Below are 25924 nucleotides of genomic sequence, written 5' to 3' on the forward strand. Positions count from 1 at the left end.
CTTGAAGATGACTGTTGTGTTTTCCATATCAACTATATTTTTAAACCCGTCTGTCCTAACAATACCTATATATCATATTGATTCTCATAGATATGAGATGGGTGTAATCAATTCTGAACCGGGGCATGTTAAAATGAGTAAAATAGGTAAAAGCTTGCTTGGAAAACTCACAGGAAACAATAATAATTGCTGTTGTGGTACTACTTGTATCGTTAGTGTCAAAAATATCTCCGTTGATGGCAAGGATATGGAAATTGCCGGAATGGATGAGGAATTTGGAAAATACATTGCTGCAGATAAAACACCCGAGAATGGGGATGATGAAAAACTGTTTAGTAATCTGTTGAGTATGAATGCGATTCCTGAAAATGAACAGGAAAAGTTCAAAGCTGCAATTCTCAGAGAGTACAGAACATACTGGCAGCAGAATAAGAAGTAGGTCATATCGATATTTGTAGATACAATCGTGTACGTATCAAATACGATTTGTTGTGAGGCTTCAAAAATGGGCATTAAGTGCACAATATGTGGGAAAGAAGAAGATTCGCTACTGAGGACTAATCACAAAGAATTAGGAACCATAAAGCTCTGTGTTGATTGCTGGTCTAAAGAGAATTATAAAAAAAAACTGCTTAATTTAGAAGACTTTTGTGGTTGTTGCAGGTAACTGCAGAGAAAAGGAAGTGAGTCCCTGTGAATATAGCAAAGAGTGAAGTCGAAATCGGAAGATTGAAGCGTTTCATCTCTGACAAGGATCAGTATGATTCAAGGGCACAAAGACTCAGCTCTCTTGTTGAGAGATTAGATGGAGACAGCTTATCTTCTGAAGTAAAAATATTCAAGGCTCTCGCAGACAACAATCGTCTCAAGATAATAAAATTATTGAAAGAAGGAGAACTTTGTGCCTGTGAACTGACAATTGCACTTCCCAATTCTCAATCAACAGTTTCTCATCATCTTTCGGTACTGAAAAGTGCGGGTCTGATCAAAGAAAGAAAAGAAGGGAAGTGGTCATATTTCCGCCTCTCCGATGGCGCTGTGATCGAGCTGCTTAACCAGGCAGATCTGCTTGCTGGAAATTGAACTCCACATATGAGAACATAGGTTTGAAAGAAGGATGATTTTTGAAGGATGATCAATATGTTTTGGGATAATTTTGTTGTAGCGGCTGGTTTTTTCATAGAGATTGCCGTAGAGCTTACTGTCCTATTTATTGGCATAACCTTTCTCGTGGGGCTGATCCAGGAGTATGTGCCGGATGAGACCATAAAAAAGGCCATGGGAGGACGGAACAAAGTTGTAGGCAGTATTCTTGGGGCAGGATTTGGTGCTCTCACTCCTTTTTGCTCTTGCTCAACCATTCCGCTTCTGTTAGGAATGCTCAGGGCCGGTGTGCCTTTCGCCGCTGCAATGGCATTCCTGTTCTCATCACCCTTGCTAAACCCTGTGATAATATCCCTCTTCATTATCCTGATGGGCTGGAAAGTAGCTGCTCTCTACTTTGCTGTCACCTTCACGACTACGATTATTATTGGTCTGTTGCTAGATGGGCTGGGCTTCGCCGGTCAGATCAAAACCGTGGCAGCTGTACGAAACTGCTGTGACTCCCAACAGGGAACGGATGCGAGATCGAGGATAGAGCGCTCTGCGGGATTCGCATTAAGCTTGTTCCGTCAGCTCATGCCTTATCTTCTCCTTGGAGCTGCAATAGGTGCATTTATTCACGGATTCGTGCCCACGGAGATCATCTCCCGCCTGGCTGGACCTGATAACCCCCTGGCAATTCCTGTGGCTGCAATCATTGGTATCCCTATCTACATCCGGGCTGAGACCATGATCCCTATCGGACTTGCGCTCATTGAAAAGGGAATGAGTATAGGAGCAGTCCTGGCATTGATAATCGGCGGTGCAGGAGCCAGCATACCCGAACTGACACTTCTTTCAGCTATATTCAGAAAGAGGCTTCTCGCAGCCTTCGTGGCGACCGTCTTCACAATAGCTGTAACCGCTGGATATTTAGCCAATATACTCGTAATTTGAAAGTTATCAAATACAAGCCAAGAATGATGACAGATAAGGATAACAATCCTGGCATCATTTCCCAGCTACCTTCTGCACCTCTTTGGTTATATCTTTCATCATCTCCCCCACAAGATTTGCTTTATCGCAATGAGACGCTTCTTTCGGTTTACAGTTAAGCAGAACACTCATTAATCTGTCAGCCAGCCTGTAAAATTCCATATCTTCAAGTGTGATCAGAAGCCCGGATAAATTTTCACTGAACTCCCTGCATTTATCATGATTGCAGACTGCCTGTTCATGGAGCTGACAGGCAAACTGAATCTCATTTACGATATCTTCCGGGATATTCTCTGCCATATGGATCGATCCGGTTAAGCACTTATCTTCGCAATCAAAACCCTAAGTAAGAGGTAAACCATATATTTCAAAAAGTCACTCAATATTGCTTTGTTAGTTAAAAAAATTATTTTTTCTCAGCTTCCTTCAAGAAATTCAACCATCTGCGTATCTCTTCTGTCCTTTGTGTTGAAAACATCTCATGAAACTCTTTTTCCCTCTTTTTGGAGACCCCTTCTTTTATCTCTCTAAGATCCATTATTGCACGCAACAACCCGGCAGTCTCATCAGAAAGAGTTTTGGCCTCTTCACGGGTCATTTCTTTAGTTTCCAGCTCAAGTTCATCTACACTTTCTTTTTCCTTAAGTACGGCGATGCATTTTTCTATCTGCTTATTTTCATCATCTGATAATGTTTCCTTATTGATCAAGTCCCATACTCTGTCATGAGGCTTGCATTTTTTCCCATTAATCTCCACAAAATAGGGTATCTTTTCCCCCACCCAGAAAAGACGGGTACGTAATTCGGCAAGAAGCTTCTTTCTTTCGCTTTCAGTGATGAGCAGGCTACTGCCCCCATTATCTGTGCCATCATCCATGATTATACCCTCATATCTAAATGTATTGATGAATATTAGTTTAGGCTCTCTTCAACATCTTGTGGGTAATTGCAGCACCAGTACATCACCAATCCCCCATAAAATAACAATTCACTGTATACTAAATATCTGCTGAAATTAGGAATCCACATCGTGTGACATAGTTGTTATGACCGCCAAAATCAGTTCAGTAAATCAGAATACTCTTTTACTCCAAATCCCTTCCGAATTTACCCACTCAATGTTGTGGAGATCCAGAAAAAGAAGAGTTTTGAGATATGATCCTTCAATAATTTTCATTTTTTAGTTCTAATGCAGGCATCCGGATATTTTAACTGCGCGAGGAATCAAAATCGAATCCCAGCAGGAAAGTACCTGTCCCGTGGGGATATTCAAGTCCCATCTTCCCCTTCAGATATTCATCGCTTGGCGTGGAAGGTGATGCGAGGACTACATTGCATACCTTATCTACACACTCTAATTCCTTACAGGTCTTCGGTGGCATTACAACAACCAACGGGTTGGTCTTGGCATTCATTCCTTTGAGGACACTGGTGTCGTATATGACAATGTTAGCAATCACGAGTTTATCCTTGCATGCCCTCATTTCCTCGAGTTTAGTCTCATCGTCAAGGTCATGGCCTACAACACGCTCGCCGTGCATGAGGATTATATTTGGGCCCTCTGGCCAGTTGAAGTCCATGTTTGTGGTAAAAGCGAAGACTACATTATTTTTAAGGACTGCCTTGACACCTTTGTTGTCACCCCTGCCAAGTCCCATCAGGGTCATCTCATCAGCTTTCTTCTCAAGTTCCCTGACAATCTCCCGATTCTCTTCATTGAGCAAATAGGTAGTTTCTACACCCTCCATATGGACAATAACATTTTTTACATTATCAATGATATTCTCATGTTCCACGTATACTCCTTCCTTGGTACTGTGCAGTTGAAGCCTTACAGCAATCAAAACCCCTCATACAACTATTGTATGAAGTTGTATTTATGCTTTTGAAACGAGTTCAATAGAAAAAGAAAGTGTTTTCAAAGATGCCCATCACTCTTTATACTGAAATCAAGTTCATCTCTTTTGCTTTCAAACTCCTTCCTTACAGCCTGAAGTTCAAATGATAGAGATCATCGTTAATCTGAAATGTTATCCCTATTTTTTCATTTTAGACATCACATTCTGCTGGATAATTTGCTCATATTTTCTCCAGCTATTCTCATCAATTTCCGACATGAGATATTTTGGAGCTTCACTCCTTTCCTTACCCCTATAGGAGTCAATTGCCTCCTGAATTATTTCTTGGTCTGTAGTACCAATAAGATCTATAACCTCTATTTCCCGTATGAACCGGTTGATTGCAGCCAGAGGGATCTCGTCAAGGTAAGGTATTACTCCGTTTGAACCAATTATCTTCTTGTAACCACCTAAAGTAGAAACCCCGTTTTCTACAAGTGCCAGTATGGACTGGCCTGCAAAGTGACTGCTTTCTTTTCCACAGACTATCAGACAGCTTATTTTAGGATTAGAGAGAATATTGACAATTACTTTCTGAATTCCAAAATTCTCTGTAAAACATGTTCCACAGATGGCATAGTTATGCAAGCCCAGCTTTTTATAGTCAGAAGCAAGCGTCACGACCGCAACCGGGGAATCCGGATCCCCTATGACATAATCACCGTCAGTTAAGGGCCAGCCGTTCATATCTATTGACTCTGTTGCAGTTATGGACATCCACCTATATTTGATAGTTATTTTATTCAATTAAGTTTCAATTAACCAAAGCATTTTCTACTTTGGCAATGATATCATTTACCTCAGTTTCTTCCAGATCCAGCTTTCCTTCCTTTTTCATACCAAATTCGGTTATTACTATGCTTTTATCGACTGTGAATCCTGCACGTTCAAGTGTTTTTTTTGCACATACAAGGGCGCAGCCGTCGATGGCAATGATCTCATCGGTTCCCTCAGTGCTTTTTATGATACCAGGGACACCGCCTCCAATCCCGACGGTGCACATCATCTTGCCTTTTCCTTTTTTCGTGAGTTCAACAGCTACTTTATTTGCCATCTGTCCAACATTACATGCGCCAGCGCATGCATACAGTCCGACGATCGCAGCTTCACACGCACATTTTACTCCGTCTGCCATTTTAATTTCTCCTGCCATGATATTGCCTCCTTTATTTAGAGAGCCATTCCTTAACTTTCTCAACTGTCGGGATCTTCCCTGCTATCTTTACATCACCATCGACCACAACGGCAGGAGTGATCATCACACCATAATCAAGTGCAGCGTTCATGTCTTCAACCTTCACGACCTCGGCAACGATGCCAAGTTCAGCAACCGCCTGTTCAACGATCTCTTTTGTTTTCTTACATTTTGCACAACCGGTTCCAAGTATTTCTATTTTCATGTGATCACCTTTCTAAATAATATCTAAGTAATGTACTAATAAAAACCAACTGATTAATACCCTCTTTTCAATATTAAGATCAATTCATCGGTATTTGGCATGTTTGCCCTTATCTTCCCGAAAACGTCCTCCATATCATATTCAACTCTAACGATCTCGGCCTCCAATGTATCTGTATTGAATATTGCACAGCTTGCACGAGTATCTCCATCCCTGGGCTGACCCACTGAACCCGGATTCACCAATGTTACATCTCCTATCTTCCTGATGAATGGAAGATGAGAATGACCTATGAATATAAAGTCTGCTTCAACTTCTTTTATATACTCTTGAATTGTCGCTTCCGGAGTATCCGGCTTGATGTAATCATGAAAGGATAATGGGCTACCGTGTGTGAAGTAGAGCTTTTTCCCTTTCTGGGTCCTTTCAAAACTTTGAGGAAGCTTGCGAAGGAACTCTATCTGCTCATCATTCAAGACATTCCATGTGTATTCTCTCGTTGATTGGGAGAGGTGCTTATATGCATAGCCACAGCCACAATCCATCCTGAAAGCCACTGCACTGTCATGATTTCCCATGATGGTAGTTATCTTTTGTTCCGTCAGCACATCGATGCACTCGCCTGGGGAGGGGCCATAGTCTACGAGGTCCCCCAGACAGATAACTTCATCATGGGGTACAGCCATGACCGCGTCCAGGGCTTCTTTGTTTCCATGGACATCCGAAATGATCAGCAATCTCATAGATCTACCTCTTTTTCTTATCAAAGCATATAATAGTCAAATACAATTCCCGAGATCATTGCCATTATGACTACCAGTCCGATATATGAAAGTCCTTTTTTAACTCCCATGATCCTGCTGATCACTATCATGCTGGGAAGGCTAAGTGCAGGACCTGCCAAGAGCATTGAAAGAGCAGGACCTTTAGCCATGCCGAGCAATGTCAGCGCACTGATAATAGGAACTTCTGTAAGTGTGGAGAAATACATTAGCGCTGCAGTAACAGAAGCGATGAAGTAAGAGAGCAGGTTGTTACCACCCACATATTTGACCACTATCTCGGAGGGAAGCAGCTCTACCAGAATGCCTGCAAAGAATACTCCTACGAGCAAAAGGGGAGCTATCATCTTTACAAGGAACCAGGTCTCCTGCATCCAGCTAGCCCGCTCTTCTGCGGTATACCACTTGAAAGACAGGTACACAGTAGCAGCTATGAGCGGGATCTCCACCAGAGCAAGATATGTCCAGGATTTAATGATCTCAGGGATGACAAGTATTGCAAGCAGCAGCATGAAAAGCTGAACGGTGTGGGCGTGCTCTTCTGAGTTAAAGGTCTTTATGCCATTGTGGCCACCATTGTTCTTCTCATATACTACATGCATTATCAATCCAATGATAACCGACAGAAGAATTGCACCCACTGCCCTGGCTACTCCGATATCATAACCCAGGATCTTTGCAGTATAGACAATAGCCAGGATATTGATAGCAGGTGCAGAGAAAAGAAAAGTGGTGGCTGGTCCTATGCCAGCTCCCCTTTTATAGATGCCGGCGAACAACGGGAGCACAGTACAGCTGCATACTGCAAGGAGACAGCCGGATACTGCAGCGACGGAATAGGAAATATATTTTGGCGTACTTGCACCAAAGTATTTTAGCACCGACTCCTTTGAGAAGAGCGATGCAATAGCACCTGCCAGGAAAAAGGCCGGGATCAGGCAGAGCAGCACATGCAATGCCAGGTATTCCTGGACCGATTGCAGACCAACATTTATTAGGTGTATAAGAGAATCTTGTAGCATATATTTCAAATATATTTGAAGCATTGTATTTAAAGCTTGTTGTTTCAAAAATAATTGAAACACATATATATGAGAACTACCATGAATTAAGTGATCATCAATTCAAAGAATGGAGTATCGGTATGGCAAATGTAACTGTAAATTCGAATATATGTGGTTTTGTGCATAAGATCCATGGAGAAAAAGCTGGTAAAAATATAGTCATAGACATCGAAACTGATTGTGGGAAGATCAAAAAGATGTCGCATATGGAAATACCCATGGACCAGACGCTTGACATCAGGGACAATTATGTTATGATAAAAGCCCAAGAGGCGCAATGCTCTTCAAACTGCCTTGTACCTTGTGGAATATTGCATGTATGCAGAATAGAAATGGGACTTCTGTCTTCATCATTAGCTAAAAAGTCAGGAGATATCAACATTTCCTTTGAATAACTTGATCCTTTAAAAATACAAAGATCAGAACACATGTTTTATCTGAGGAAAAGATCATAGGAAAACTGCCTTGTTATTGTATGTTCCTCTGATAGCCATCATGGGATCTCCAACTCCCACGACTGTAATTCTTGTCTCTATCGGAGGATGAGGCCAGTTGTCAGGAGATGTTGTGTGCTTTGATACATTTATGATCGTATCTTCTTTTATTATACCGCATCGTTTCTCATAGTTAAGTACCTGGGAGTGACCCATTTTCGTAGCATAATCCACAGCATCACTATATCTTTCAAAACGTTCCCTGCCTTCAGAGGAAAATACAAGAAAGTCACTATCCGGATTCATCAAAGAAGCCGGTTTTATCATTATTTCCACCCTTTTTACACTTTTCCCGACAAGTGCCCCGACAGCATTCCCCACACTGGCAAATTGCGGAACCTGCACATCTGCATCGATCAGGGATTTCAATTCATCCACATATGCAGAAACCGGCCCTCCAAGCAATACCACAGGAATATCTGTCTTGAACCTTGCAGGATAGTTACCGCTCAGAACTTCATCGATTGCATTTTGTGGAATAGTAGGTATAAGGAAGGACATTAGATCATGGGCCATATTAAAGGCAAAAAGGTCTTTGACATGTCTGCAGAACTCGTATTTGCCCATGTTCGCATATTTTGACAGGTAAGTAGCTCCTGTTTCCGATGCTTCTTTGTTCCATTGCCCATATTCCCCAAGTACATGGAGCACATCTGTAGGCGTAAAGCCGATGGACTGTACAAGCCTTTTATTTATGAGCGAATCAATCGCTTTATCAACGAGCATCATTTCTCTTGCATCTGCCATATCAGTGAGTTCAACAATGGAAACCGGCTCATCACCTATTGAACTGAGTATCTCCTTTTCCTTTACCTGCAGGCCGGTAGCTTCATACTCAGTTCTGATCACAAACTTGGTCTGCTGATAGTTTTCGCCTGTGTCCTTACGCAAGACCATTTTACTATGTTTCAGTAAATGAAGAAAACCAGGGAAAAGCTCTGCTGCAACACACAGAGGAATAACTCTTCTGGGACCGATATGCACATTTTTATCTTTGACCCACACATGACTATCCCCTCCCAGAGCTGAAGTTTCCATAGTCATGGCTTTTACCCGTGTTTTCCAGCCACCCACCATGCAACCTTCGGAACTGATCTGGGGGATACCACCTTTTATTGATGATACGTCCGTGCTTGTTCCCCCCACATCAATAACTGCACAAGTGTCTACCTTTGCAAGGTAGGAGGCGCCGAGGATGCTTGCAGCCGGTCCTGAAAATATGGTTTCGATGGGCCTCTCCAATGCATCCTCTATATTGTAGACCGAACCATCACACTTGAGCATCAAGAGCCTTCCATCGATCCCTCTCTTCTTGATATCTAAAGCTACACCATTGACAAATTGACATGTGACAGGGATCAGCTGCGCATTGAGAGCTGCAGTTACAGCTCTTTCATAAACTCCCAGTTCCTGTGAAAGCTCGTGCCCACACACGACCGGCAGGTCTGTGATACTATGGATCATGCTCTTTACAGCAAGTTCATGCTCAGGGTTGCGGGTGCCAAAGTAAGCGGATACAGCATAGGCTGAAACCCAGGACCTGGATGCTTCTACATACTCTCTGACAGCTTCAATGTCTAAGGGATACTCTTCTTCACCGTTAGTATCATGGCCCCCTGAAACAAAAATAATACTTTCAGCAGGATATACTTGATCGGTTGCCTGTTCTCCTACTAATATAAGTCCTACAGGCCTGCCGGTGTTTTCAAGAAGCGCATTTGTGGAAAGTGTCGTGGATACTGATACAAGATTAACATCTTTCAGATATTGCTGGTCCAGTGAATCCAGAACATTCGTAATTCCCTGCTGGATGTCAGGGTAAGTGGTAAAAGATTTTTTTGCATCAATGACCGCTCCATCAGACCCTCGTACAATAACAGCATCAGTATAAGTTCCCCCGGCATCAATCCCTAAACCATAATGCATTCTTACCACCTTTTAAATGAGATATTGTTGATCACCTTATTTTTTAGCTGTAACCAGATAAACAAAAAAGGGGAGAGTAAATATCGTTAATCTTTATACTTAAATAGTGTTTCAAAGATATTTAAAACACTTGCTTGAACTCTTGAAAAGGAAATTAGTGCAAAGTAGTTTATGGTACAAACCCTATGACCACTTTTTCTTATAGTCCTTAAATAGTGACATGCGTTCACAAATTTAATGTACTATATAATTTCTTGTGGATGATTGTTCACTGGTATTTAAAAGAAGATATTATATGATTACATATAAATAGCATAATTACTATGAGTAATATTTATGCACCTTCCCACACCAGATAGTATCCGGCAGAAAAGGAACGAACTTGGGCTTACCCAGAGTGAACTGGCAAAACGGGCAGGTGTAAGCCAGCCACTGATAGCACGTATCGAAGCAGGCGATGTTGATCCGCGCCTTTCCGCTCTTAAACGCATTTTTGCCGCTTTCGATGAGAGCGAGAATGAAAGTCAAGTGGTGGCAAGGAATATTATGAACACCATGGTTATATCCATCAGTGCTGAAGAGCCGGTAGATGCCGCCGTTAAGATCATGGAAGAGAACGACATTTCGCAGATCCCTGTGGTGGAGAATGGAGTGCCCATAGGGAGTATATCGGAAGAGACTATCGTTCGATCCATGACTGATAAAAAAGCTATGGAAGTCTCAAAGATGAAGATACGAGACCTCATGGGTGATACTTTCCCTGTTATCTCGCCCGGGACCCATGTAAAAGTGGTGTCCCATCTTCTCGAAACAACACCTGCAGTGATAGTTTTGGAAAGCGGGCAGATAGCAGGTGTTGTCACAAAACACGATCTTATGAAATTATTGCGCGGATGAAGATATCCGCATTCATTATATATAAGGTATACATTAAACAGGTCAAATCTTCAACAAATAGAAAAACATATCTTACAGCAAGATCCTTTTATCCAAGATTTCAGGCGATATATATGAATTTAGAAGATACTTTGCTTATGATGCCGGGGCCTGTGCCCGTTGCACCAAGGGTATTGAGAGCTATGTCAAAACCTATGATCAATCACAGGAGTAATGCATTCTCTGACATATATGATGACTGCAGGCAGATATTAGCCGATGTTTTCAACACCAAGAACGATATTTTTGTACTCAGTGGGTCAGGCACTGCAGCTATGGAAGCTGCTGTGGGCTGCATCACAAACCCTGAAGACCGTATCATTGCTCTTGAGAATGGTAAATTCGGTGAAAGGTTCAAGAACATCGCAAAAAGGTATGGAAAGGTAGAGCCTCTTGCATATGAGTGGGGTGACTCCATAGATCTTGGACAGCTGGAAGAGAAGCTGGAGGAAGGAGCAAAGGCAGTCACATTAGTGCACAATGAAACATCAACGGGAATACTTAACCCTGCAAAAGAAGTAGGGAAACTTGCTAAGGAATACGGTGCACTCTTTATAATGGATGGTGTCACTTCTCTGGGTGGCGACCTTGTCAAGGTCGATGAATGGAATGTGGACATCGCTTTGGTAGGGTCACAGAAATGCCTGGCCACACCTCCGGGGCTGTCTGCCGTATCTGTGAGCAAGAAGGCATTTGAAGCCATGGATGAAATGGAGCGTATGCCTTATTATCTGGATCTTAAGGCCTACAAGAAGAGCAGTGAGAAAACCCTGAGAGAGACCCCCTATACCCCTGCAATACCCCTTTTCTATGCGCTGCAGGAAGCATTGCATATAATAAAAGAAGAGGGTATGGAAGCCAGGATAAAACGTCACTGTACTGAAGCTGCTGCTGTGAGGGCCGCTGTGGAGGCAATGGGAATAGAGATGTTGCCCAACCTCAAAGAACATAGTCATTATTCAAACACTGTAAGTGCAATGAAAGCACCCGAAGGTGTCACAGGCAATGATATCAAGAAGGATATGCAGGCAAGAGGTGTTGTAATCGCCGGTGGTCAGGACAGGCTCAGCGGCAAGATATTCCGCATAGGCAATATGGGCAATGTCCAGCCTAAAGACATCCTGCTTACAGTTGCCGAGCTTGAGATAGTGCTCAAGAAGCGTGGTATTGTTTCCAGCGTAGGGGCCGGTATAGAGGCTGCAAGTGACGTGCTGGATACACTCTGAAAAGTGATATCTATGGCTACAATAGGCATCGTTGATACCACTTTTGCACGCTTTGATATGGGTAGTGCAGCCATTGACGAGGTAAAGAGGCACGTCTCGGTAAAGATAAGAAGAGTTACCGTGCCGGGTATCAAAGATCTGCCTGTGGCAGCTAAAAGGCTTATAGAGGATAGCAAAGACCCTTGTGACCTTATCATTGCCCTGGGTATGCCTGGAAAAATGGAAAAGGACAAAATGTGTGCTAACCAGGCCTCCATGGGCCTTATACAGGCGCAGCTCATGACCAATACCCATATAATAGAGGTGTTCGTTCACGAGGACGAGGCAAAGGATGAAAAAGAACTTGCCTTTCTTATGGAGCAAAGGTCAAGGGAACATGCGGTCAATGCGGTTAAGCTGCTGTTCAAACCTGAATCCCTGATCAGAGAAGCAGGAACTGGTCAAAGGCAGGGTTTTGAAGATGTCGGGCCGGCACGTATGTAAAAAATAATTTCAAAATATCTACATTGTTAAAACACAAGTAAAGGTGAATGTCACATGACCATAAATCTTGGATTTGTCATTGCAGAATTTAACAGGGACCTTACCTATCAGATGGAACTGCTGGGTGAAGAACATGCCAAATTTCTGGGAGCCACAGTTAAGGAAAAAATACTTGTCCCGGGAGTATATGATATGCCACTTGCCATAAAGAAGCTTTGTAAGAGAGAAGACATAGATGCCGTTGTGACCATTGGTTCTGTCATAGAAGGGGCTACTAAGCACGATGAGATAGTGGTCCAGCATGCTGCAAGAAAGATCACTGATCTTTCTCTGGAATATGAAAAGCCGGTCACTCTTGGGATTGCCGGCCCGGGGATGTCAAGGCTTGAGGCCCACGAACGTGTGGACTATGCAAAACGTGCCGTAGAGGCAGCAGTAAAATTAGTACAACGCCTCTGAAGAAAAAATGATCCGAGGGATGCCTATGGTTTCCACAAGACTTGCAAGGATGCAGGAATCTGCCACTATCAAAGCTGCCAACAGGGCCAGCGAGATGCTAAAACAGGGAATAGATGTTATCAATTTTAATCTTGGAGAGCCGGATTTCGATACTCCCGGGCACATATGTGATGCTGCTGCCGATGCTATGTACAGGGGGGAAACACACTATACTCCGGCAGCAGGTATACCTGAACTGAGGGAAGCCATAGCCGAGAAACTGAGAGTCGAAAATGGGCTGGAGGCAAAAACATCGAATGTGCTCGTTACCCCTGGAGCAAAACAGGCCATATTCTCTATAATGATGTCAGTGCTTGGTGATGGTGAGGAGGCAATCCTTTTTGACCCTGCCTGGGTTTCATACGAAGCATGTATCCGTTTTGCAGGAGCGGAACCCGTATGGGTGCCCACGGACCCTGAAAATGGTTTTGAGCCCTATGATATAGGGGAATATATTACAGATAAAACGAAGATGATCGTAGTTAACAGTCCCTGTAATCCCACAGGCGGAGTATACCATAAAAAGATACTAAAATCTATTGCCGATCATGCTATTGACCACGATCTGCTTGTGCTTTCCGATGAGATATATGAAAAGATAACCTATGAAAAGGAACATATAAGCATAGGTGCTATGGATGGGATGCAGGACCGCACCATTACTGTTAATGGTTTTTCCAAGGCTTACGCCATGACAGGCTGGAGACTTGGTTATGTATCTGCAGCACCGGATATATTTAAGGGCCTTCTGAAGATCCAGTCAAATTCAGTAAGTGGCGCCACAACATTTGTCCAATTCGGAGGGGTGGCTGCATTAGAGGGAACCCAGAAGCCTGTATACGACATGGTGAAGGAATTCCATGCTAGAAGAGATATCCTTGTTGACGGCTTGAATTCAATTGGATTTAAGTGCCACAAACCAGATGGTGCTTTTTACGTGTTTGCCGATGTGAGTGAATTCGGGGACGGGGATCAGATAACGGATCAGCTTCTCAATGAAGCACATGTTTCAGTTACCCAGGGTTCATCTTTCGGAGAAAGCGGAAAGCAGTTCATAAGGCTTTCTTATGCGACATCCCAGCAACGCATCCATGAAGGGCTGGAACGCATTGATGATATTCTCGGCTGATCCTCAGCTGCATCTTTCTATTATTTTTTTAACGATCTTTGCACTGCTACACAGGGCACACTGTTCTGATTTTCCTATTCTTACAACAGTAGCGCAAGATCCTCTTTTTTGCAGTTCGCACTTAAGCTCTTTTTCATTGAAGTGCTGATCATACCCTAAAGCGATAACATCTGGTTTTATTTCTATAAGAGGTAAAAAAATATCTTCATCGCTTCCAAGTATTGCTTTATCTACCATCTTGAGAGCATTGATCATCTCTAATCTCTGATCTTCAGGTATCACTGGTTTGGGTTTATGCCTGATCATGGAATCCCTTGCAACAATGACATATAACTCATCCCCTAATGCCTTGCATTCTTTCAGGTATGTCAGATGCCCTGGATGCAACAGATCAAACGTCCCGGTTGCTAAGACCCTTATCAATCATATCACCTGGAATAGTATGAGGTAGACGCATACTACCTTTAATAATCTTATGCAGCCATGAAAATGCTTTTCAGATATATTTTTATATAAGGTTTCAGAACGACTCTGAAATATTACACACAAGTAGAAAACTTAAGAAGCGAGAGTGGGTAAAAGCATTAACCTTTGTTCTAACTGTCAAAGATAGCAAGAAGCAAAAGATGGACCCTCTGAGCCTAATACCGGAAATATAATGATGTAGCGATCAACAAATGAGCTTGATATGCACGGCAAATTAATGTTTATTAATACATAATCTCTCTTGTTATAAATTACCGCATGTAATATATAGTTGTTCTAACTAATTATGTCCGAATTGCAAAGGTAGGTAGCATGGTAAAAAAATCTATCAGTGAGATCAATGGCAGGATCAAAGATGGAAGCGTCAATGTAGTTACTGCTGAAGAAATGGTTGGGATAGTTGCAGAGCTTGGCGCACAAGGAGCTGCAAAGGAAGTAGATGTGGTAACAACAGGCACTTTTGGTGCCATGTGTTCCTCAGGTGTGTTTCTTAACTTAGGTCATTCAGAACCTCCGATCAAGATGCAGAAAGTGTGGCTAAATGATGTGGAAGCATACACAGGAATAGCTGCAGTGGATGCATATATAGGAGCCACACAGGTATCAGATACACTTGGAATGGAATATGGTGGAGCGCATGTGATAGAAGATCTCATAAGAGGCAATACCATCGATGTACATGCTATCTCTGCGGGAACCGATTGTTATCCCAGGAAGATCCTCGATACAACCCTTGACATCAATGACCTGAACCAGGCAATAATGATCAATCCCCGCAATGCATATCAAAAATATAATGCAGCTACGAACAGCACTTCTCAGAAACTATACACTTATATGGGGTCATTGATGCCTAATTTTGGGAATGTGACATATTCAGGCGCAGGTGTATTATCACCTCTCTGCAATGACCCTGAATACAGAACCATTGGAACAGGCACTCGTATTTTCCTTGGAGGAGCAGAGGGGTACATAATAGGACAGGGTACTCAACATTCCTCAAAGAGCGGGTTTGGCACGCTTATGGTCCAAGGTGACCTGAAAGAAATGGACCCAGAGTTCATACGGGCTTCCAGTTTCACAGGATATGGTGTGTCCCTGTATGTCGGAATGGGGATCCCAATACCTGTGCTTGACGAAAAAGTTGCACTGTCCACTGCAGTATCTGATGCTGACATTATTACCAACGTGATGGATTATGGTATACCCAGTCGTGACAGGCCCGTGGTAAGGCAGGTAACATATGAAGAGCTCAGGTCCGGCTCCATTGATATCAAAGGACGTGAAGTTGCAACTTCTTCACTCTCAAGTTTCAAGCGCTCCAGGCAGATAGCATATATTTTGAAAGACTGGATATCCCATGGAGAATTCTTCCTTTCACAGGCATCAGAGAACTTGCCATCAGATTCTGTATCCAGGCCAATGAAGCAGACAAGAGGGACACCCATGGTAAAAGAGATCATGGCCAGGAATGTGACGACCATCCATAAGAATGCCAGTGTATATGAAGCGGCCAAAAAAATCATGGATGTTTCTTTTAATCATTTGCCTGTAGTTACTGAAAACAATAATCTGGTAGGTATAGTCACTGCATGGGATATTTCAAAAGCTGTCGCACAGAACACATTTGACCTTGTGGAGAATATCATGACCCGGAAAGTAATAACTGCTATGGATAGCGAGCAGGTGACCATTGCAGCCAGGAGGCTTGAGCAACATAAAGTATCAGCAATGCCTGTCGTGGATGAACAAAATCGTGTCATAGGCATCATTACAAGCGATGATATAAGTATGCTTTTTGCCAGGAGGGACTGAAATGAAGATAAGGATCATCATAAACCAGGACATTGTCACTAGACCGATCTTGGCAGAGGCTATACTGGAAACAGGCATTCCTCTTAACATTGCACAGGCGCATTTTGATTCAACGGCAGGCGAGATAGTTGCCGACATAAAGGATACCGAATACAAGATGATCAAGCAGGCCCTGGTTTCCAGAGGAGCGGAAGTGCGTAAGCTTGACACCCCCATTAACTGGGACGAGGACGAGTGTGTAGAGTGCGGTGCCTGTGTTTCAGTATGCCCCACAAAGGTATTCTCAATGGATAAGGAATGGAACCTGGCAGTGGACACCACAAAATGTATCCAGTGTGGAACATGCATAGAAATGTGTCCGCATGATGCACTTTCCCTGGATGTCTAAAGATAATTGAAAGTGATTGTCAGAAAGGAAAGTTAATGAAAGAACATTTTCAGCTTAAGGAGACAATTGTTACCATTGTGACAGACCGGGAGTCCCATATCAAAAGGGCAAAAGAATCGATACACCACAATCGTGCGGTTCTGGAGAGATTCATTGCCCTTGACCCATTTTTCAGGTCAACTCTTGAGCCCTATGCTACTGTGGAAAATGTACCGGAAGTGGTGAAAAGAATGATCCTTGCGGGTAATTCCATGGGTATCGGCCCCATGAGTGCTGTTGCAGGTACTATTGCAGCAATGGCAGTGGAATCTATGGTAGCTGCAGGAGCTACTTTTGCAATTGTTGATAATGGGGGAGACATCGCACTGATCAACGACAGGCCTGTAACTATAGGCGTCTATGCAGGTACCTCTCCAGTAAAGGACCTGGCCTTTCAGATGCCTGTCCATGACAATATAACAGGGATCTGTACGTCTTCAGGCACTGTAGGTCCATCCATTAGTTTTGGGATGGCCGATGCTGCTATAATTTTTTCCGATGATGTCTCACTGGCCGATGCTGCAGCCACAGCACTTGGGAATGCAACACAAGTAGGCAAAGAGGCGGTTGAAAAGGCCTTTGACGCTGTGAAACATGTTACTGGTATAAAAGGAGCAGTAGTGATACAGGGAGAATATATAGGGATGTGGGGTGCCATCCCGGAAATGGTCGAAGCCCATATTGACTACGACTGTATCACTAAAGGTTGATCTCACGTCTGGACAGTGGCTAAGTAGACTTCCTCATAAGGTTGTATCACTACAAAACCTTCGCCTGTAAAGGCCATCTGCAAGCTTTCTCCGCTTGACCTGCCAACCAATGTCTTCAGGGATATGTCTGTGCGCAGATCGGGTTGCAGATTACCTGACCATGCAACAGTAGCGTTAGGATCTGTGAATACAGGTCTGTCTTTTGTAACCTGCAGTGTAAGTGGATCGTAATGTGTAGTGATGGCAACCATACCTTTACCTTCAAGTAGTACATTGAAAAGGCCACCTGACATGAAACCGGCGATCCTTTTCATCATTTTGATGTCCCACTTAACGGTTTCCTCAAAAGCAAGCAAGTCGTTACCATTAACATAAATGGATTGCCCGTCCAGTTCAAGTATGGTGACTTTTTTGCCCATCTCTGCCAGGTATAGCTTGCCTTTCCCTTCAGCTTTAGTAAGGCTTAGTCCCTCCCCTGTAACAGCTTTCTTTACAAGTTTTCCAAGACCATGTTCAAGAACGCCTTCCCTTGTGAATCTGATATCTCCGTTGTATGCAACCATGGTGCCTTTCTTGATCCACACTCTGCCATCGAGATTCACTTCAAGCAGGCGGTCGCGCTCCAGCTCGAAATTACCTTGTCCGAGGTCTTTTTGTCCTGTATTCTCGACAAATTGTTTTATTGAATAACGTCCCATATATTACACCGTAGATTAATTTTTGATAATTATATTTATATCCTATTATTAATATGTTATGGTAAGTACATGTATTGACATATAACAAACACTAATTTCATATAGAGCTAAGATAATAGATTATGATATAATAAAATGGAGTGGTAAATAATGGTAAAAGTCACACTGGTTACTGCCCAATGGTGTCATTTTTGTCCGACGGCAAAAAAACTCTGGAGAGAGCTTAAGGAAAAATTCAATTTTGAATATGCTGAGGTCGATTATGATTCTCCCGAAGGTGAAAAACTTATAGAGAAGTTTTCTATAGTTTCTGTGCCCACTACCATAATCGACGATGAGATCGTATTTGTGGGAGTGCCTGATAAAGACAAGGCAAGCAAGACTCTGGAAAAACCAATTTAATTGAAAATCCGGTTATTAACATGTATGACCTGATCATAATAGGCGGAGGGCCTGCAGGACTTACCGCGGGTATATATGCAGTAAGATATGGCCTGAACACTATAGTACTTGAGAAGGATGTGCTGCCCGGGCAGATAGCAGCAACGGACCTAATAGAGAATTATACTGGTTTTACAGCTATCTCGGGTCCTGAGCTCATGCAGCGGTTCAAAGAGCATGCCCAGACCGTAGGAGTGAAGATCGAGTCTGCCGAGGTATCTTCGATCATATCTGAGGATGGTAGGAAGGTAGTGATGACAGATACTGGGAACCTTGTATCAAAAGCCTTAGTCATTGCCACCGGTGCCAATCCAAAGAAACTGGGAATCCCGGGAGAGAAGGAGTTTATGGGCAAGGGTGTATCATATTGTGCTACGTGTGATGCACCTTTCTACAAAGGGAAAACAGTGATGGTGATCGGGGGTGGAGAATCTGCACTTACAGACGCACTTATCCTTTCCAATATAGTAAAAAAAGTATATATTGTACATAGAAGGGACAAACTGCGAGCTTCCATGATACTGCAGGAAAGAGTATCCAAAAAGCCTAACATTGAGATCATCTGGGATAATGTTCCTGAAGAGATACAGGGAAAGACCGGTGTTGAGAACATAATTCTACGGAACCTTAAGACAGGAGAAATGAATACATTACCAGTAGAAGGTGTTTTTGTATATATCGGAATTCTTCCCAACACAGAGTTCATAGATGTAAAAAAGAATAGTTCAGGTTTCATATTGACAAATGAAAAACTGGAGACTTCCGTACAAGGCATCTATGCAGCGGGAGACTGCAGGGATACAACTATCTGGCAGGTAGTCACGGCAGTTGCAGATGGTGCAGTAGCTGCGGTGTCTGCACATGAATACATTATGAATCTTGAGCTTGAACAATGAATTTTACAAATTAAATAAAGTAAGGAGAATTAAGATGAACTGCAAAACTAATGCGGATGGTACATCCTGTCTTAAGGTATGCGAAGATTCAACTGCTGAGGATCTGGAACCCATAGCAGAGGCCATACATGCTTTGCTTGGCATACCTGTCACCATTAGAAGCCTCAATAATTATGGCATCCGCATGGAAAGAGGAGAAGTGGTGGATCGGAATTATACAGGGCCTGTACTGGAAGAAGTTATTAGGGTCAACAAAATAATTCGCATGGTACCTGCAGAAGGAGCTTATAAAGGAAAAGCAGTAGTAGTGGCACCTATACGTACTCTGGAGGGGAGTGTTATAGGGGCTGTAGGTGTGGTCGATCTGGTTGCAGCCCTTGACATATTATCCATGTTCAGGGAATATCCTGGTATCGTTGATGAGGTAGAGGAATCGAAAAAGAAGCTGCAGTGATCTCTACAGCTAGATTATATCCTTTTTATCTGCTGATGCTTGACAAACTTCAAAATAATTATGGCTACTATTGATATCGACATGGAAGTGAGTATGACAAGTACCAGACTGCCCTCATCTGCAAACTTCATCATCTCATAGAAGAGAAAAGCGCATATGGCAAATCCGGTTATCAGGACAGCAATGAACTGAGAGGTGAAAAGTGTTTCGTTAGTTTTTTCCATATGCTTTTGACAAAGACTTATCCATTATAAGTTTTCTGTTCCAGCAATATCATCAGTCATCTGCAACACATCGATACCAAAATCAAAGAGCACTTTATTAAGTTTGAACAGAGGCAATCCCACCACATTAGAGTAGTCACCATCTATTTTTTCTACAATTATAGCTCCTTTTCCCTGTATGGCAAAAGCACCTGCTTTGTCAAGTGGTTCTGCAGTCTTCACATAAGCTTCAATTTCAGCATTTGACAGCTGTTTGATAACCACATCTGTCTTTTCCCAAAAGCTCGTGCGTCTTTGTGCATCCAGATCCATTACAGTTACGCCTGTGATGACACGCACCTTTTTTCCGCTGATCTGCCTTAACATTTCCCTGGCTTTATCCCCCGTATGAGGTTTTCCAAGTATCCTTTCATCACAAGTTACCACCGTATCCGCCGCAATGACTATTCCTGAACTGATCATAGAGGCGGAATCTTTTGCTTTCTCGATGGAGTTGTGGATGATAAAGTCAAACGGCTTCATATCAGGTTGAGTTCTTTCATGATAATTGCTTGAAACAACTTTAAAATTGTTTCCTATCAGTTGCCTGAGCAACTCTTTCCTCCTGGAGGAGGCGGAAGCAAGGAAAATAGCTCTCATGATGGTAAGAAGTTACAGTGATAATTTAAATCCATAGTGGTAAGATGCAGGGTGGATGAGTATAGAAACCTTAAATATAGTCCGATGATATTAAACGGCTGTAATAGCCATGTACATTAGATCATATTCTAATCGCTTGTATACCATACTGCGAATTCATATGGTATTGTGCAATATTACTATAAGTTAAGCAACCGGGAAATTATCTATAATCCCGTATGTCTGTGTGATAATTTAAAATTATGAAAAGTACTTTTGTGGATATTGACCATATGAATGATTATTAATACATGTGAATGAGGAGGAAGAGTATCATGAAGAAATTGATCAATGGAAAGTTATACAACACAAAGAAATTAGTACCAATAGCAAGTTGGGACAATGGGATAGAAATATCAGACACCAGATATTCTGAAGAAACACTGTGTAGGACCAAAACCGGAGAATATATTATATACAGTAAGGATGCCAGTGGTCTTGATTTAAGAGAGATAACTCCTGAGGATGCTTTTGAATGGCTGCAAAAACATAGCCTTACAGCAAAAGCTGATATAGAATTAATAGAGTCCGTCAAAAAAGCTTAAAAGACACTTAAATTCGTGGGGTAATTTGCATTTCAGAGGAAATTGCAAGGTATGAATACGTGCAGACCGGATACTTCGGTACCAAGTGTTCGGTATCCTGTTTTTTTACGAAATAAGTGACTCCAGTTTTTAAAAAATACTTTTAAACTATATAACCTTTTTAATGGACTCGGCGGGATTCGAACCCGCGGCCTTTACGTTGCGAACGTAACGATCTTCCCCTGATCTACGAGCCCGAAAAAAAGAAAATACTGAAAAAAGAGAGGTCTTAGAGTGGTCTGCCCACTTCTGTGACCTGTACGCTCTCAACACCGGGGACACCAGCAAAAGCAGCTTCTACCTGCTCTGTGCCGCCCTCGAGGTCACCTACCATTATGACCATGATAAGTGCTTTAAGGCCAAAAGCAACCGGTTCGATCTTTGAACCGAAGAACGTTGCTCCTTCAGGTATCACCGCTTCAAGTTTGATCTTGAGATCTTCAAGATCAGTTTCCACACTTTCCGGCATTATCTTAATAGTTGCTGCTACATCACCCATTTTCACACCTCATGGACCTACAAAACCGCATTTTTGGCAGGTGTAGGGATTGCTCTGCTGTCTGCAGCTCACACATCTTCCTATCTCTGCACCGCATACGGGACATGGGAAGCGGGCAAAACCACGTTCCTCTAAGTTAACTCCACATGAAGTACAGTTTATGACCTTGTTTACCATTCGATTTCTCCTTCAGTATTTATAAGAGATAATTCACTAATTTCATCAGCATAAGATGATTTGTGTACATAATCAGTATACAATTTAAATATTCCCCTTGATAAGAGTACCTATTACAGCTTTCTCCTCAAGAGCGGCAAGCACTCTTTCAGGATACTTGCCGTTGACTACCACGCAATCTCTACCCTCCTGCATAAGTAATTCCGGCAGCATCCTGTCCACGCAGCTTTCTCTCATTTCCGTAAGTTTTACAGCATGCACCACTGGTACTGTCTCCCCGTTGATACGTACTCCGTCAACATCAGTAACTTTGATCATCCTGGCATTCAGTATTGATGCCACCCATGCAGCAATGCAATCAGAGGTCACATCCCATGAGTGAGGCAAAGGATCTCTGTTCAACAGCAGTCTGTAAGGCTTCAGAACAGAAATTCCAGCAACCAGCTCATCCAGATCGTCTGTCATTGCTATGCCGCTTTTATCAGACAGGTAATATGCATACTGCTCCATTCCCAGAATAGCCATCCAGTGAGCTGCATCATCACTAATGCATTTATTCTCATGGATATCTCTGATGTTGTCTGCAAAAACACCACCTCCGGGAACTATCAGTAAAGTGGGCACAGGTGAGTTCATATGCGTTATATGCTCCTGCAAACAGAACAGAAGTTCGGGAGCAGTTTCTATGAGACTCCCCCCGACTTTAATGACAGTACAATCTTTAACATTTGCAGTCATGTTTTTTTGTTATCGTAGATCTGTAATTCTTTCCATCATCCTGGCTGCAGCATAGGCAGGAAATACGTCAGATATCTCTTTTTCCCATTTCTCAGCCACGGAAATGCACTCCATTCCAAGTCTTTCCGCAGCTTCGATTATCATGAATTCCCCAACGCCTGCAGCAACTACTCTGCATATATCATGTTCCTTGGATACAGTAGATATCGCCTCAGCAAGCAGTTTTATCTGCTTTTCCTTTACCTGACGTGCAATTTGTATTATTTCATTCTCTGATATCTCTTCCAGGTCCGCACATACAAGCCTTGCAAGTCTTCTCATGGTTTCAAGCCTGCTTTTTCCCGCCCCATCTGCAGTCGTACAGGTATATGCTTCCGGAATGATATCTCCAAGCAGCAGATAAACATCACCTGTTGTAGCGAAGAGTTCAGAGGAAACTCTGCATATACCCTGTTCCAGTTCAACTTTGTCTACCAGAGTAGCAACATTGGTACGCAATGTACCCATATACACCAGTTCACTTGCAAGCAATCTCTTAAAATCGGTTTTTGATGCCACATGTTTTGAACTGATTATAGGGATTATATCGCTTGTAGTACTTCCAACATCCACGAAGATGCAATCCCCTATCTCCTCGCCGATCAGTCTTGAAGAAGCTGCCCAGTTTGCTGCAGCAAGGTTACGCAGATCATCACCCTGTTTAAAAATATCGCCATTGGTATCTATGTAAGACACCTCGCACCCAAATGCATCTTCTGTAGCCCGCATGATAAATTTAAGTCCATGCACCTTGTCTTCAAAGCAATCGGCAAGTTCGCCAGTTATGACCACTCCGAGGATATCGGGTTTAATCCTTTTAGCTATATCTTGAAGTGTTTGTGGAAGGGTAGTATCTTTCCACAGTGGCAGATAGTGTATTTCTACTGTAGTGCCATCAGAAGTAGCTATTTTTGTATTTGCCCCCCCTATGTCTATTCCAAGGCATTTCATTTGAAATCCTCCTTTGTAAAGGAGTATTCTGCAGCCATGTATACAAAATCAGGTAATTCTCCTAGCCTGTTCTTAAGCAGCAGGTCAGCGATCTCTACATCCATTACCTTGCATATCCCATAAACCGATGTGGTTGGCCTGGGGTTCACATCTACCACATATGGTGTTCCATCATACACTATGTCCACACCTGTATAACCTCTGCACCCTAATACCTTAGAAGCTTCCACGGCTGCTTTGAAGAGCTCCTCTTTGTAAGGAGGTGAAAAACAAACTGTATTACCTTTGTATTCAATATGGAGCCCAGAAGGATCATTAACATCCATGAATTCAATAAGTTGTTTGTTAGCACAAAGTGGTAATGTTTTTTCTCCTGCTATAAGACTCACACTTAGATGTTCCCCGTTTATGAACTCAGTTGCAATGGACCCAGCAGGCACCTCGGCATCTTGAGTGAGATATGTTGCTTCAGAGGCGCATCCGAATCTGGGTTTTACCACACATTTCGCTTCAGATCCATTTTCAAGGATGCGAGGAGCAGCTATATTGTGCCTGAGCAGCGCTTCAGTGCATTTTACTTTATCTGCACATAAAGCAATTGCTTCAGGTGTGGAACCCAGGTTAAGCGTGTTCATCTCTATGAGATCAGTAAGCTCCGCCAGGATCTCATCAGGCCCTATCACAAGTCCGGCATCACTTTTTTTTGCTTCAGCTTCTATGATCATTCTGAAATTGTCTTCAGTTGAAACGATGGCATTTCCCCTAGGTAATAGAGGACCTGAGGTCAAATATGTAACTTCATGACCCAGCCTTGCGAAACTGCTGACAAGGGTTTTAAGCATAGACCTGCCTTCAAGGAAAAAAGTACCACCCATGCCTGTACCCATTGCATATTCTGCAAGTAGTATCTTCATGAAAGGTCCAATCGTTTTATTAGATATATTACTAGCGAGTAAGAAATTGGTGTAATTATTCGATAATCAATAAATACTATCATTCACATCTTGGCTATCCAAGGGATGAATATGGGAATATTATCTGAAAATCCGTTTGCACAGGCCATAGCAATATCCACTTCCATGGCACTGTTCATGATAGGTGTTGCAATGGGTATTATGACAATGCTCAGTACAAAGTCTACACCTCTTCCTTTTGCTGTGATACTTTTGATCTTTGCTGTCATATTCATTGCATCATCTGTATTTTTTGAGAATAGAGGTGCTGATCACGTAGGCTCACTTATGGGCGGGGGCATAGCAGGATTTGCTGTAACATTTGCTATAATCGCTTTTTTCACAGGCATATCCTTCGCTGCCCAGGGAGGCATACAGGGAATAGGATGGGAAAGAATGGTATCGGCTCTCGCCATTTGCATGATCTCAAGCATGCTGATAATAAAAGCCGTGAAGTATAAGATAAGCGGGCAATATCTCTAAATCCTGTATTCTTCTTTTTGGAGATGTACACCTGCCAAAAAGTATTTATAGAATATCAAACAATCATAAGCATTGTAGACACACAACCGTACACTAAAAGAGGAATGTAAAGATGGACGAAGGATTGGGAAACACCGAAGAAATGAAACCCAAAACCAGTGATAATGATGTGAAGGATGATGTGTCAGTTACGAATGACGCGCCATCTTTGGAGGATCAGCTGCGTATGAGAGACGAAGAGGTAGCACAGATAAAGGACAGGCTCTTACGTCTGACCGCAGAGTTCGATAACTTCAGGAAACGCACAGCACGAGAAAAAGAAGAGTTCCGTAAATTTGCTTCAGAGGAGCTTCTTCTTGAACTTGTTGAAGTTTATGATAACTTTGAACGTGCCCTGGAATCTGCAAAGAACACAGATGATGTTAGCTCCGTAGTGAAAGGTGTGGAAATGGTCTTCAAGCAGTTCGTTTCCATCCTGGAGAAAGAAGGTCTTCAAAAGATGGAATGTGTGGGTACGGAATTCAATCCCCATGAACATGAGGCCATGATGCATATAGAGCATCCTGATCATGAAGAAAATACCATTGTAGAAGTATACAGACCTGGATATTATCTTCATTCCAGAGTGCTGAGGCCCGCTGCTGTGACTGTGTCAAAGCTTCCCGAACTGTCGCTGGAAGATAAGGATTGCAAGTAAGGCGCATCGTATTGCGCGACGACCGTACGCACAAAGTCACAAATATTTAGTTATAACAG

Annotated in this window: 36 protein-coding genes and 1 tRNA gene; 18 read left to right on the forward strand and 19 right to left on the reverse strand. The window is 42.7% G+C overall.

What is annotated here, in order from left to right:
• The first annotated feature begins 97 nt into the window (after positions 1 to 97).
• From METHO_RS04365 to METHO_RS04375, 3 genes are all read left to right on the forward strand, one after another.
• Positions 98 to 439: a hypothetical protein gene (locus METHO_RS04365; RefSeq protein WP_048831049.1), complete on the forward strand. Its 342-nt coding sequence runs from the start codon at positions 98 to 100 to the stop codon at positions 437 to 439.
• 254 nt (positions 440 to 693) lie between these two features.
• A complete protein-coding gene (locus METHO_RS04370) occupies positions 694 to 1083 on the forward strand; it encodes an ArsR/SmtB family transcription factor (RefSeq protein WP_015324316.1) in 390 nt (129 codons plus the stop codon).
• Positions 1084 to 1131: 48 nt separating this feature from the next.
• The gene (locus tag METHO_RS04375) at positions 1132 to 2040 is read left to right on the forward strand and encodes a permease (RefSeq protein ID WP_245546332.1); all 909 of its coding nucleotides are present in this window, start codon (positions 1132 to 1134) and stop codon (positions 2038 to 2040) included.
• Between the two features lie 54 nt (positions 2041 to 2094).
• Here METHO_RS04375 and METHO_RS04380 read toward each other — a convergent pair whose 3' ends face one another.
• From METHO_RS04380 to METHO_RS04415, 8 genes are all read right to left on the reverse strand, one after another.
• The gene (locus tag METHO_RS04380; RefSeq protein ID WP_015324318.1) at positions 2095 to 2379 is read right to left on the reverse strand and encodes a hypothetical protein; all 285 of its coding nucleotides are present in this window, start codon (positions 2377 to 2379) and stop codon (positions 2095 to 2097) included.
• 106 nt (positions 2380 to 2485) lie between these two features.
• The gene (locus METHO_RS04385; RefSeq protein ID WP_015324319.1) at positions 2486 to 2956 is read right to left on the reverse strand and encodes a DUF5788 family protein; all 471 of its coding nucleotides are present in this window, start codon (positions 2954 to 2956) and stop codon (positions 2486 to 2488) included.
• A gap of 331 nt (positions 2957 to 3287) precedes the next feature.
• On the reverse strand, positions 3288 to 3875 hold the full coding sequence (locus METHO_RS04390; RefSeq protein WP_048831228.1) for a hypothetical protein: 588 nt from the start codon (positions 3873 to 3875) through the stop codon (positions 3288 to 3290).
• A gap of 240 nt (positions 3876 to 4115) precedes the next feature.
• Positions 4116 to 4694 (reverse strand): tetrahydromethanopterin S-methyltransferase subunit A, encoded by a 579-nt coding sequence (locus tag METHO_RS04395; RefSeq protein ID WP_015324321.1) that lies wholly within the window; start codon positions 4692 to 4694, stop codon positions 4116 to 4118.
• Between the two features lie 37 nt (positions 4695 to 4731).
• Positions 4732 to 5130, reverse strand: coding sequence for a putative zinc-binding protein (locus tag METHO_RS04400; protein WP_015324322.1), 399 nt, complete (start codon positions 5128 to 5130; stop codon positions 4732 to 4734).
• A 13-nt stretch (positions 5131 to 5143) separates the two neighbouring features.
• Positions 5144 to 5377, reverse strand: coding sequence for a thioredoxin family protein (locus METHO_RS04405; RefSeq protein ID WP_015324323.1), 234 nt, complete (start codon positions 5375 to 5377; stop codon positions 5144 to 5146).
• Between the two features lie 53 nt (positions 5378 to 5430).
• Positions 5431 to 6120: a metallophosphoesterase family protein gene (locus METHO_RS04410; RefSeq protein ID WP_015324324.1), complete on the reverse strand. Its 690-nt coding sequence runs from the start codon at positions 6118 to 6120 to the stop codon at positions 5431 to 5433.
• A gap of 20 nt (positions 6121 to 6140) precedes the next feature.
• Positions 6141 to 7181, reverse strand: a complete 1041-nt coding sequence (locus METHO_RS04415; RefSeq protein ID WP_015324325.1) for a permease — start codon at positions 7179 to 7181, stop codon at positions 6141 to 6143.
• Positions 7182 to 7303: 122 nt separating this feature from the next.
• Here METHO_RS04415 and METHO_RS04420 point away from each other — a divergent pair, with 122 nt between their 5' ends.
• A complete protein-coding gene (locus METHO_RS04420) occupies positions 7304 to 7618 on the forward strand; it encodes a DUF6951 family protein (protein WP_015324326.1) in 315 nt (104 codons plus the stop codon).
• 54 nt (positions 7619 to 7672) lie between these two features.
• On the opposite strand, the gene METHO_RS04425 is transcribed toward METHO_RS04420, so the two are convergent.
• On the reverse strand, positions 7673 to 9643 hold the full coding sequence (locus METHO_RS04425; RefSeq protein WP_015324327.1) for a hydantoinase/oxoprolinase family protein: 1971 nt from the start codon (positions 9641 to 9643) through the stop codon (positions 7673 to 7675).
• Between the two features lie 336 nt (positions 9644 to 9979).
• On the opposite strand from METHO_RS04425, the gene METHO_RS04430 reads away from it, so the two are divergent.
• The 5 genes from METHO_RS04430 (at position 9980) to METHO_RS04450 (ending at position 13915) form a co-directional block, all read left to right on the forward strand.
• Positions 9980 to 10540 (forward strand): CBS domain-containing protein, encoded by a 561-nt coding sequence (locus METHO_RS04430; RefSeq protein ID WP_015324328.1) that lies wholly within the window; start codon positions 9980 to 9982, stop codon positions 10538 to 10540.
• 113 nt (positions 10541 to 10653) lie between these two features.
• Positions 10654 to 11805, forward strand: a complete 1152-nt coding sequence (locus METHO_RS04435) for a pyridoxal-phosphate-dependent aminotransferase family protein (RefSeq protein ID WP_048831231.1) — start codon at positions 10654 to 10656, stop codon at positions 11803 to 11805.
• A 12-nt stretch (positions 11806 to 11817) separates the two neighbouring features.
• Positions 11818 to 12288 (forward strand): riboflavin synthase, encoded by a 471-nt coding sequence (gene ribC, locus METHO_RS04440; RefSeq protein ID WP_015324330.1) that lies wholly within the window; start codon positions 11818 to 11820, stop codon positions 12286 to 12288.
• A 54-nt stretch (positions 12289 to 12342) separates the two neighbouring features.
• On the forward strand, positions 12343 to 12747 hold the full coding sequence (gene ribH / locus METHO_RS04445; protein WP_015324331.1) for a 6,7-dimethyl-8-ribityllumazine synthase: 405 nt from the start codon (positions 12343 to 12345) through the stop codon (positions 12745 to 12747).
• A gap of 25 nt (positions 12748 to 12772) precedes the next feature.
• On the forward strand, positions 12773 to 13915 hold the full coding sequence (locus METHO_RS04450; RefSeq protein WP_015324332.1) for a pyridoxal phosphate-dependent aminotransferase: 1143 nt from the start codon (positions 12773 to 12775) through the stop codon (positions 13913 to 13915).
• A 3-nt stretch (positions 13916 to 13918) separates the two neighbouring features.
• Here the strand turns inward: METHO_RS04450 and METHO_RS04455 are convergent, their stop codons facing one another.
• Positions 13919 to 14338 carry an adenylyltransferase/cytidyltransferase family protein gene (locus tag METHO_RS04455; protein WP_015324333.1) on the reverse strand — a complete coding sequence of 140 codons (420 nt, stop codon included), beginning with the start codon at positions 14336 to 14338 and terminating at the stop codon, positions 13919 to 13921.
• A 375-nt stretch (positions 14339 to 14713) separates the two neighbouring features.
• On the opposite strand from METHO_RS04455, the gene METHO_RS04460 reads away from it, so the two are divergent.
• The 3 genes from METHO_RS04460 to METHO_RS04470 are packed head-to-tail and all read left to right on the forward strand — an operon-like array spanning position 14714 to position 17353.
• Positions 14714 to 16216 carry a homocysteine biosynthesis protein gene (locus METHO_RS04460; protein WP_015324334.1) on the forward strand — a complete coding sequence of 501 codons (1503 nt, stop codon included), beginning with the start codon at positions 14714 to 14716 and terminating at the stop codon, positions 16214 to 16216.
• Between the two features lies 1 nt (position 16217).
• Positions 16218 to 16604, forward strand: a complete 387-nt coding sequence (locus METHO_RS04465) for a 4Fe-4S binding protein (RefSeq protein ID WP_015324335.1) — start codon at positions 16218 to 16220, stop codon at positions 16602 to 16604.
• 35 nt (positions 16605 to 16639) lie between these two features.
• Positions 16640 to 17353 (forward strand): UPF0280 family protein, encoded by a 714-nt coding sequence (locus tag METHO_RS04470; RefSeq protein ID WP_015324336.1) that lies wholly within the window; start codon positions 16640 to 16642, stop codon positions 17351 to 17353.
• Between the two features lie 2 nt (positions 17354 to 17355).
• Here METHO_RS04470 and METHO_RS04475 read toward each other — a convergent pair whose 3' ends face one another.
• The gene (locus METHO_RS04475; RefSeq protein WP_015324337.1) at positions 17356 to 18051 is read right to left on the reverse strand and encodes an AIM24 family protein; all 696 of its coding nucleotides are present in this window, start codon (positions 18049 to 18051) and stop codon (positions 17356 to 17358) included.
• Positions 18052 to 18201: 150 nt separating this feature from the next.
• Between METHO_RS04475 and METHO_RS04480 the strand changes: the two genes are divergently transcribed.
• Genes METHO_RS04480 through METHO_RS04490 form a run of 3 tightly spaced genes read left to right on the forward strand, consistent with a single transcriptional unit; the run spans position 18202 to position 19842 of the window.
• Positions 18202 to 18453, forward strand: a complete 252-nt coding sequence (locus tag METHO_RS04480; RefSeq protein ID WP_015324338.1) for a glutaredoxin family protein — start codon at positions 18202 to 18204, stop codon at positions 18451 to 18453.
• A 20-nt stretch (positions 18454 to 18473) separates the two neighbouring features.
• Positions 18474 to 19388, forward strand: coding sequence for a thioredoxin-disulfide reductase (gene trxB / locus METHO_RS04485; RefSeq protein WP_015324339.1), 915 nt, complete (start codon positions 18474 to 18476; stop codon positions 19386 to 19388).
• A gap of 34 nt (positions 19389 to 19422) precedes the next feature.
• Positions 19423 to 19842 carry a DUF2111 domain-containing protein gene (locus METHO_RS04490; RefSeq protein ID WP_015324340.1) on the forward strand — a complete coding sequence of 140 codons (420 nt, stop codon included), beginning with the start codon at positions 19423 to 19425 and terminating at the stop codon, positions 19840 to 19842.
• 14 nt (positions 19843 to 19856) lie between these two features.
• On the opposite strand, the gene METHO_RS04495 is transcribed toward METHO_RS04490, so the two are convergent.
• Together METHO_RS04495 and METHO_RS04500 are read right to left on the reverse strand one after the other, a co-directional pair.
• Positions 19857 to 20066 carry a hypothetical protein gene (locus tag METHO_RS04495; protein ID WP_015324341.1) on the reverse strand — a complete coding sequence of 70 codons (210 nt, stop codon included), beginning with the start codon at positions 20064 to 20066 and terminating at the stop codon, positions 19857 to 19859.
• 24 nt (positions 20067 to 20090) lie between these two features.
• A complete protein-coding gene (locus METHO_RS04500) occupies positions 20091 to 20705 on the reverse strand; it encodes a Maf family nucleotide pyrophosphatase (protein WP_015324342.1) in 615 nt (204 codons plus the stop codon).
• A gap of 314 nt (positions 20706 to 21019) precedes the next feature.
• On the opposite strand from METHO_RS04500, the gene METHO_RS04505 reads away from it, so the two are divergent.
• On the forward strand, positions 21020 to 21289 hold the full coding sequence (locus METHO_RS04505; RefSeq protein WP_015324343.1) for a hypothetical protein: 270 nt from the start codon (positions 21020 to 21022) through the stop codon (positions 21287 to 21289).
• A gap of 164 nt (positions 21290 to 21453) precedes the next feature.
• Here the strand turns inward: METHO_RS04505 and METHO_RS04510 are convergent.
• The 6 genes from METHO_RS04510 to METHO_RS04535 form a co-directional block, all read right to left on the reverse strand.
• Positions 21454 to 21525, reverse strand: a tRNA-Ala gene (locus METHO_RS04510).
• A gap of 32 nt (positions 21526 to 21557) precedes the next feature.
• Entirely contained in the window at positions 21558 to 21827 is a 270-nt protein-coding gene (locus METHO_RS04515; protein ID WP_015324344.1) for an elongation factor 1-beta, read from the reverse strand.
• Between the two features lie 9 nt (positions 21828 to 21836).
• Positions 21837 to 22004: an HVO_2753 family zinc finger protein gene (locus METHO_RS04520; RefSeq protein ID WP_015324345.1), complete on the reverse strand. Its 168-nt coding sequence runs from the start codon at positions 22002 to 22004 to the stop codon at positions 21837 to 21839.
• An 84-nt stretch (positions 22005 to 22088) separates the two neighbouring features.
• Positions 22089 to 22742: an amino acid kinase family protein gene (locus METHO_RS04525; RefSeq protein WP_015324346.1), complete on the reverse strand. Its 654-nt coding sequence runs from the start codon at positions 22740 to 22742 to the stop codon at positions 22089 to 22091.
• 9 nt (positions 22743 to 22751) lie between these two features.
• Complete coding sequence (locus tag METHO_RS04530; protein WP_015324347.1) at positions 22752 to 23732, reverse strand: hydantoinase/oxoprolinase family protein; 981 nt, start codon at positions 23730 to 23732, stop codon at positions 22752 to 22754.
• Complete coding sequence (locus tag METHO_RS04535) at positions 23729 to 24646, reverse strand: ATP-grasp domain-containing protein (protein WP_015324348.1); 918 nt, start codon at positions 24644 to 24646, stop codon at positions 23729 to 23731. Before METHO_RS04535 ends, METHO_RS04530 begins: the two co-directional genes overlap by 4 nt.
• A 111-nt stretch (positions 24647 to 24757) precedes the next feature.
• On the opposite strand from METHO_RS04535, the gene METHO_RS04540 reads away from it, so the two are divergent.
• Positions 24758 to 25168 carry a hypothetical protein gene (locus METHO_RS04540; RefSeq protein ID WP_015324349.1) on the forward strand — a complete coding sequence of 137 codons (411 nt, stop codon included), beginning with the start codon at positions 24758 to 24760 and terminating at the stop codon, positions 25166 to 25168.
• Between the two features lie 112 nt (positions 25169 to 25280).
• Complete coding sequence (grpE, locus tag METHO_RS04545; RefSeq protein ID WP_015324350.1) at positions 25281 to 25865, forward strand: nucleotide exchange factor GrpE; 585 nt, start codon at positions 25281 to 25283, stop codon at positions 25863 to 25865.
• Positions 25866 to 25924: the final 59 nt, after the last annotated feature.

This window comes from Methanomethylovorans hollandica DSM 15978, from assembly GCF_000328665.1.
Classification (GTDB): Archaea; Halobacteriota; Methanosarcinia; order Methanosarcinales; family Methanosarcinaceae; genus Methanomethylovorans; species Methanomethylovorans hollandica.